Annotated in this window: 8 protein-coding genes; 6 read left to right on the forward strand and 2 right to left on the reverse strand. The window is 71.5% G+C overall.

Features of this window, described 5'->3' with window-relative positions; genetic code table 11:
• The first annotated feature begins 38 nt into the window (after positions 1-38).
• The gene (locus tag ACWEGE_RS36375; protein ID WP_449665020.1) at positions 39-1,235 is read left to right on the forward strand and encodes an MFS transporter; all 1,197 of its coding nucleotides are present in this window, start codon (positions 39-41) and stop codon (positions 1,233-1,235) included.
• 81 nt (positions 1,236-1,316) lie between these two features.
• Here ACWEGE_RS36375 and ACWEGE_RS36380 read toward each other — a convergent pair whose 3' ends face one another.
• Positions 1,317-1,595 carry a hypothetical protein gene (locus ACWEGE_RS36380; RefSeq protein ID WP_449665021.1) on the reverse strand — a complete coding sequence of 93 codons (279 nt, stop codon included), beginning with the start codon at positions 1,593-1,595 and terminating at the stop codon, positions 1,317-1,319.
• A 209-nt stretch (positions 1,596-1,804) separates the two neighbouring features.
• Here ACWEGE_RS36380 and ACWEGE_RS36385 point away from each other — a divergent pair, with 209 nt between their 5' ends.
• On the forward strand, positions 1,805-3,079 hold the full coding sequence (locus ACWEGE_RS36385) for a diguanylate cyclase (RefSeq protein WP_449665022.1): 1,275 nt from the start codon (positions 1,805-1,807) through the stop codon (positions 3,077-3,079).
• Here the strand turns inward: ACWEGE_RS36385 and ACWEGE_RS36390 are convergent.
• Positions 3,076-4,428, reverse strand: a complete 1,353-nt coding sequence (locus ACWEGE_RS36390) for a TrpB-like pyridoxal phosphate-dependent enzyme (RefSeq protein ID WP_449665023.1) — start codon at positions 4,426-4,428, stop codon at positions 3,076-3,078. The genes ACWEGE_RS36385 and ACWEGE_RS36390 overlap by 4 nt on opposite strands.
• 77 nt (positions 4,429-4,505) lie before the next feature.
• Between ACWEGE_RS36390 and ACWEGE_RS36395 the strand changes: the two genes are divergently transcribed.
• The 4 genes from ACWEGE_RS36395 to ACWEGE_RS36410 are packed head-to-tail and all read left to right on the forward strand — an operon-like array spanning position 4,506 to position 6,825.
• A complete protein-coding gene (locus tag ACWEGE_RS36395; protein WP_449665029.1) occupies positions 4,506-5,171 on the forward strand; it encodes a dienelactone hydrolase family protein in 666 nt (221 codons plus the stop codon).
• A complete protein-coding gene (locus ACWEGE_RS36400; protein ID WP_449665024.1) occupies positions 5,168-5,899 on the forward strand; it encodes a phosphatase PAP2 family protein in 732 nt (243 codons plus the stop codon). Before ACWEGE_RS36395 ends, ACWEGE_RS36400 begins: the two co-directional genes overlap by 4 nt.
• A gap of 60 nt (positions 5,900-5,959) precedes the next feature.
• Complete coding sequence (locus ACWEGE_RS36405) at positions 5,960-6,307, forward strand: GntR family transcriptional regulator (RefSeq protein ID WP_449665025.1); 348 nt, start codon at positions 5,960-5,962, stop codon at positions 6,305-6,307.
• 20 nt (positions 6,308-6,327) lie between these two features.
• Positions 6,328-6,825, forward strand: a complete 498-nt coding sequence (locus tag ACWEGE_RS36410; RefSeq protein WP_449665026.1) for a hypothetical protein — start codon at positions 6,328-6,330, stop codon at positions 6,823-6,825.
• Positions 6,826-7,066: the final 241 nt, after the last annotated feature.

The following is a 7,066-nucleotide window of genomic DNA, read 5'->3' on the forward strand; positions in this document are numbered from 1 at the left end:
GTTCACGCTGGGCGTCCGCGGCGGTACCCTGAGTGCCCATGACGGCGCGCGCGGCAGGGTTCCGGGACGTCCTCGCGGTGACCGAGTTCCGGGCGCTGTTCGCGGCCCAGCTGGTCTCGGTCACCGGTGACCAGCTGGCCAGGGTCGCGCTGTCGATCCTGGTGTACGACCGCACGAACTCGCCGGGCTGGGCCGCGCTGACCTACGCGCTGACCTTCCTGCCGGACCTCGTCGGCGGGCCGCTGCTGTCCGGGCTGGCCGACCGGCACCCGCCGCGGACGGTGATGGCGCTGGCCGACGTCCTGCGGGCCCTCGCCGTCGCCGTGATGGCGGTGCCCGACCTGCCGCTGCCCGCGGTGGCGGCGCTGCTGGTCGGCGTCCAGCTGTTCAACCCGGTGTGGAACTCGGCGCGCGCCGCGCTGCTGCCGCAGGTGCTGCCGGGCGAGACGTTCGTGCCCGGGATGGGCCTGCTGATGATGCTGGTGCAGGCGGGCCAGGTCGCCGGGTTCGCGCTCGGCGGGCTGCTCGTGGCGGGCCTGGGTACCGGCGGCGCGCTCCTGGCGGACGCGGCGAGCTTCGCGGTGTCGGCGCTGTTCCTGGTCGCCGGACTGCGGCCGCGGCCGCCGCGCGAAACCTCCGGCGTCCGGTGGTGGCCGCACGTCCGGGCCGGCTGGACCGTCGTGGCCGGCGACCGGCGGCGGCTCGCCCTGGTGGCGCTGGGCTGCGTTTCGGGCAGCTACATCGCGGGCGAAGCGGTCGCCGCGCCGTACGCCGCCGAGCTCGGCGGGGGCGCGGTGGTCGTCGGGCTGCTGCTCGGGGCGTTCGCGCTGGGCAACGTGCTCGGCATGGCGGCGCTGTCGCGGATCCCGCCCGCGCGGCGGGGCCGCCTGCTGGGGCCACTCGCGGTGCTGGCCTGCGCGGCCCTGCTGGGCTGCGCGCTCGAACCGGACCTGGCGGCCACTTTGGCGCTGTTCACGCTCTCCGGGGTGGCCAGTTCGTACAACCTGATCGCCAACACGACGTTCGTGCAGCTGACCCCGGACGCCCAGCGCGCGCAGGCCTTCGGGTTCGCGTTGACGGCGTTGCGGGTTTCGCAGGGGCTCGGCGTGGTGCTGGCCGGGCTGGCCGCCGAACGCGTGGCCCCGCACGGCGTCGTCGCCGGGGCCGGGGCGCTCGGCGTGGTGGCGGCGCTGGGCGCGGCCCGGCTGTGGCGGCGGGCACAAGCACGTGGCTGAGCCGCCCCCGAATTCCACGCCACCGGCGGTTCGGCCCCCGTCCCGGTGACCGGCGCGCGGGCGCCGGTCACCGGGTCCCGCTCAGGGCCGCGTCCAGTCGGTCGGGATGCGGCGCGGGGTCCAGTCGGTCGGGCACTGCGCTGGCGCGACGCCCGGGTGGGTCCAATCGGTGGGCAGCTCGCGGGCGGTCCAGTCGGTGGGCAGTTCGCGGGCGGTCCAGTCGGTCGGCAGCTGCCGCGGGGTCCAGTCGGTCGGGATCGCGCGGGTCCAGTCGGTGGGGAGCTGCCGCGTCCAGTCGGTCGGCCGCTGCGCGCGGCGGCGGGACGGGACGATGTTGGCGTTGGGCAGGAAGTGCGACATGATTTCTCCAGTTCGCGAGAGAGTTCTGCACGGTGCGTGACCGGACGGTAGCCCGACCAGCCTAGTGACACACCGCGTTCATTCGATTACAGTGACGGTTTCTGCGAAGAGTCCCGTCCTGAGCAGAAGGGCGTTTTGTGGGATTGTCCGGGTCCCCAGGGCGAAAGCCCAGCTCAGAACCTCCACGATCAGGTTTCCGAACGTGGGCGATGTGGAAGCTGGCCACCCCGGTGTTCGGCTATGTTCTCGTCGTCGACGCACTGGCGCTGATCGCGGTCCTTTCGACGGCGGCGCTGGTGCCGGTCACCACCCAATCGGTGTTCTGGTGTGGACTGATCCTCGCCGGCGAGATCGTGCACCTCGAAGCGGCGCAACGCATCGAGCGCATCCGCGAGCTGGCCGCCGACGGCCGTCCCCACATGCACCTGCAGTCGATCTGGATCTTCGCCGGACTGCTCCTGCTCCCGCCGCCGTTGGCCACGCTGGTCATCGTCGTCAGTTATGTCCATTCCTGGGTCCGGGTCTACAAACGGCGGGGCGTAATTCACCGGAAAGTGTTCTCCGGCGCGACGGTAATCCTCGCCTGCGCCGCCGCGGGGGCCGTTCTGTGGGCGGGCACCGGGCACCTGGCGCCCTATGTGCCGTACCTGGACGGCTTCGGCGGGATGCTCGCGCTGCTGACGTCGGGAATCGTCTACTTCGGCCTGAACTACGTGCTGGTCATCATCGCGATCCTGATCAGCAACCCCGGAAAGCCGCCGCGGCAGGCGTTCGGCAACCCGTCGGACGTGCTGATCGTGCTGGCGGCGGTCGGCGTCGGCTGCGGCATCGCCCTGGTGATGACGGTCCGGCCGTGGCTGCTGCCGGTGCTCATGGTGACCCCGGTGGCGCTCCACATCGGCCTGCTGCTCCCCCAGTTCCAGGCGGCCGCGCGCACGGACTCCAAGACGGCGCTGCTCGCGCCCGAGTTCTGGGTCCAGCTGGCCCGCAACGAGCTGGCGCGCGCGGCGGAACTGTCCTCGACGGCCGGCGTGCTGATGATCGACATCGACCACTTCAAGGCCATCGACGACGGCAACGGCCACCTGGCGGGCGACGAGGTCCTGCGCGCGGTCGCGGCGGCGATCCAGGCCTCGGTGCGCGGCGGTGACTACGTGGGCCGCTTCGGCGGCGACGAGTTCGTGGTGCTGCTGCCGGGCACGACCAGCGCGGAGATCGCGTCCGTCGCGGACCGCATCAGGACGGCGATCGCCCGGATCGAGGTGCCGGTGCCGGTCATCCGCCCGGGCAAGCCCGAGGTGATCAGCGGCCTGACGGCGTCGATCGGCGCGGCCGTGTACCCGGAAACGGCCACGGAGTACACGATCCTGCTGCAGGCGGCGGACGACGCCGTGTTCGAGGCCAAGGCGGGCGGCCGCGACCGCGTGGTACTGGCGACCGCCCGCACCGAGCTGACCCGCCCGGAGATCCCGGACGCCCGTTAAGGCAGCGTCGCCAGCGACTCCGCGAGGGTCGCCTCGGACAGTTCGTCGTCCACCATGTCCCCGGCCAGGTACGCGCCGTAGGCGGGCAGATCCAGGTGGGCGTGGCCGCACAGCGCCGTGAGGATCACCTTCTCCTCCCCGGTTTCCTTGCACCGCAACGCTTCCTGGATGCACGCCGCGAGCGCGTGCGTCGGCTCGGGCGCCGGGATGATGCCCTCGGACCGCGCGAACCGCACCCCCGCCGCGAAGCACTCCTGCTGCCCGATGGCGATCGCTTCGATCAGGCCGAGCTCGTAGATGTGCGAGATCAGCGGCGACATCCCGTGGTAGCGCAGGCCGCCCGCGTGGATCGGGTCCGGGATGAACTCGTGGCCGAGCGTGTGCATCTTGAGCAGCGGCGTGAGCCCGGCCGTGTCACCGAAGTCGTAGGCGTATTTCCCCCGGGTGAGGGATGGGCACGCGGCCGGCTCGACCGCGCGGATCACCGGGTCCATCCGGCCGGCCAGCTTCTCCCGCAGGAACGGGAAGGCCAGCCCGCCGAAGTTGGAGCCGCCGCCGGTGCAGCCGACCAGGACGTCCGGGGTGTCGCCGGCCAGCTCGAACTGCTTGAGCGCTTCTTCGCCGATGACCGTCTGGTGCAGCAGGACGTGGTTGAGCACGCTGCCCAGCGCGTACCGCGCGTCCGGGTCCTGCGCCGCCTGCTCGACGGCCTCACTGATCGCGATGCCGAGGCTGCCGGTGGAGTCGGGGTGGTCCTTGAGGACCGCGCGGCCGGACTCGGTCAGCTCGGACGGGCTCGGGTGGACGGTCGCGCCGAACGTCTCCATCATCAGCTTGCGGTACGGCTTCTGGTCGTAGGACGCGCGCACCTGCCAGACCTCGCACTCGATGCCGTACTGGGCGCACGCGAAGGCGAGGGCGCTGCCCCACTGGCCGGCGCCGGTCTCGGTGGTCAGCCGCGTCACGCCTTCGGCCGCGTTGTAGAACGCTTGCGGCACAGCGGTGTTCGGCTTGTGCGAGCCGACCGGGCTGACGCCTTCGTACTTGTAGTAGATCCGCGCGGGGGTGCCCAGCGCCTTCTCGAGCCGTCGCGCCCGGAACAGCGGCGACGGGCGCCAGAGCCGGTAGACCTCCCGCACCTCCTCCGGGATGTCGACATAGCGATCAGTCGTCACTTCCTGGGCGATGAGCGCCTGCGGGAACAGCGGCGCGAGGTCCTCCGGGCCGACGGGCTCGCGCGTGCCGGGGTGCAGCGGTGGTGGCGGCGGCTCGGGCAGGTCGGGGATGACGTTGTACCACTGGGTGGGGAGATCGGCTTCGTCCAGGACGTATTTGGTCTGCTCAGCCATCACGCCTCCTTGGTCGGCACCTCAACCTAGGACGGTCCCGGCCGCGGAACCAGTACGGTGATCGGGTGACGAACCCGATGCTGAGCGACCTCCCGATGTGGTACCCCCCGTCCGGTGGCGGGCCGGGCCTGGTGCTGGTCCAGGAGATCTTCGGCCTGGACGACTACCTGCGCTCGGTGGCGTCGGACCTGGCCGCCGCGGGCTACGTGGTGGCGGTCCCGGAGCTATTCTGGCGGACGGCTCCCGGCTGGTCGTCCACGCACGACGAAGCGGGGGTCGCGGCCTCGATGGAGGTGGCGGGCTCCTTCGACCCGGCACTGGGGCTGTCGGACGTCCTGGCCACGGTCGCCCACCTGCGGTCCCTGCCGTCGGTCACCGGCGGCGTGGGCGTGCTGGGCTTCTGCCTGGGCGGCTCGCTGGCGTTCGCGGCGGCGGCCGAGGGCGATCCCGACGTGGCGGTGTCGTTCTACGGCTCGACCGTGGCGGCGCAGATCGGCGCGCTGTCCCGGGTCGAGTGCCCGATCCAGTTCCACTTCGGCGGTCGGGACCCGTACATCCCGCGGTCCGATGTGGCCGTGGTGGAGCAGGCGGTGGCCACCCACCCCGGTGCGGAGATCCACGTGCAGGAGGAGGCGGGGCACGCGTTCCACAACAACGTGGCCCCGATGTTCCACCACCCCGAGGCGGCGGCCAGGGCGTGGGAGCTGACGACGGAGTTCCTGCGGCGGACCTTGCCGGCGTGAAAGCGGCCCTCGTCCGGGCGGCCGGCGAGCTGGTCTTCCTGCTGCTGTGGTTCCTGCTCTTCGCGCGGCTCGACGCCGCCGTGGGCAAGGACTTCGCGGCCGCCACCGCGAACGCGCTGGCCCTGCAGTCGATCGAGCACCTGGCGCACCTCGACATCGAGCTGAGCGTGAACGGTCTGCTGGCCGGCCACCCGCTCTTCGCCCACGCGGCGGTGTCCCTGTACCGGCTGTACTACGTGGCGGTCGCGGGGGTCCTGCTGTTCGTGTTCGTCCGGCACACCGGGGTCTACCCAAAGGTTCGCCGGACGCTGGTCGCGATGACGGCCCTGGCGCTGCCGGTCTACTGGGCGGTGCCGATGTCACCGCCGCGGTTCGCGCTGCCGGGCGCGGTGGACGTCGTGGCCCGCTACGACATCTTCGCCGTGGAGAGCTGGACCAGGCCGACCCACTACACGGCGATGCCCAGCATGCACGTGGGCTGGTCGCTGTGGTGCGCGTACGCGGTGTGGACCGCGCTGCGGGCCACGCACCCGCGCCTGGCGTGGGCGGCGTGGGCGTTCCCGGTGCTCATGGTGGCGGACGTGCTCGCCACCGGGAACCACTACGTGCTGGACGTCGCGGGCAGCGTCGCGCTGCTGGCCGTCTCGGTCGGCGTGGCCTCGCTGTGGGGCCGTCTCGTGAGCGAACCCGTTCGCGCGCTGATCCGCCGGGCCAGGGCTTCGCGGTAGCCGGACGACGGCCCGTGCCGTTGACCTACCGCGCCTTATGGTGCTAATAATACTAGCACTATGAGATGGGAAGTCGATCACTCTTCACGGGAGCCGCTCGCCCTCCAGATCGTGGCGTGCGTGCGGCGGGGCGTGGCTTCGGGCGAGCTGCCGGTCGGCGAGCAGCTGCCTCCCGCGGCCGAACTGGCCAAGGCGCTTTCGGTCGACCGCAACACCGTCTTGGCCGCCTACCGGCAGCTGCGTGACGCCGGCGTGCTGGAGTTCCGCCGGGGCCGGGGCGCGCGGGTCGCGTCCGCCGTCACGGAACCGGGTCCGGTCACCGAGGCCGCACAGGCGCTCGTCACCATCGCCCGACGGCACGGCCTGGGGCGCAACGACCTCCTGCGCCTGATCGAGAAGCTGACCTGACGTCGAAAGGACGGTGCGCCATGACGGCACGACCCGGCTCCGGCCGGTATTCGATCTACACCGGACGCGTGACGAACTGGTCGCTGGTGGTGGTTTTCGGCGTCGCCATGATGGCGCCGCTGCTGGCACTGGCGAGCATTTCGTACGGCAGCTGGTTCGACCGGGCAGGCCCCACGATCTCCCTGGTGGTGGGCGCGGCCGCGGTGCTCTTCACCGGGCTGACCGGACTGAGCGTCCGGACGGCGGTGGGACCCAACGGCGTCTCGGTCCACTGTGGAGCGTTCGGCTGGCCGCGCCGCACCTACCGGCTGGACGAGATCGACCGCGCCGAAGTGACCGAGCTGTCGCCGCTGTGGTGCCTGATGCTGGGCCATTGGTGGACCCCCAGCCACACCTACTTCACGACCCGGACCGGGCTCGCCCTGCGGCTGGTCCTGCGCACCGGCCGGATCGTGACGATCAACGTCCCCGACCCCCGCGCCGTGGCCACGATCATCCAGGAGGCGAAGGCCGCCTGACGACTCGGGCGGGCTGGTCGAGTGATGCGTAGGTCCGATTGGCGAACGATCCTGTTCACCTCCGCAGCGCGATGGCTGCGGTTGCTCGGCTGTTTCTGCTCTGCCGCGGCTTGGAAGAAAAGCATGTCCTCGCCGGACGGGCAATGCCGCTAAGTTAGGGGTGTCCAGGCGGGGCTGGGCTGTGACACGCGCTGCGCGTATCCGTTGTCTGAGTGGATTTCGTTCTACGATGTGCGCATGC

Source organism: Amycolatopsis sp. NPDC004747, assembly GCF_053601335.1.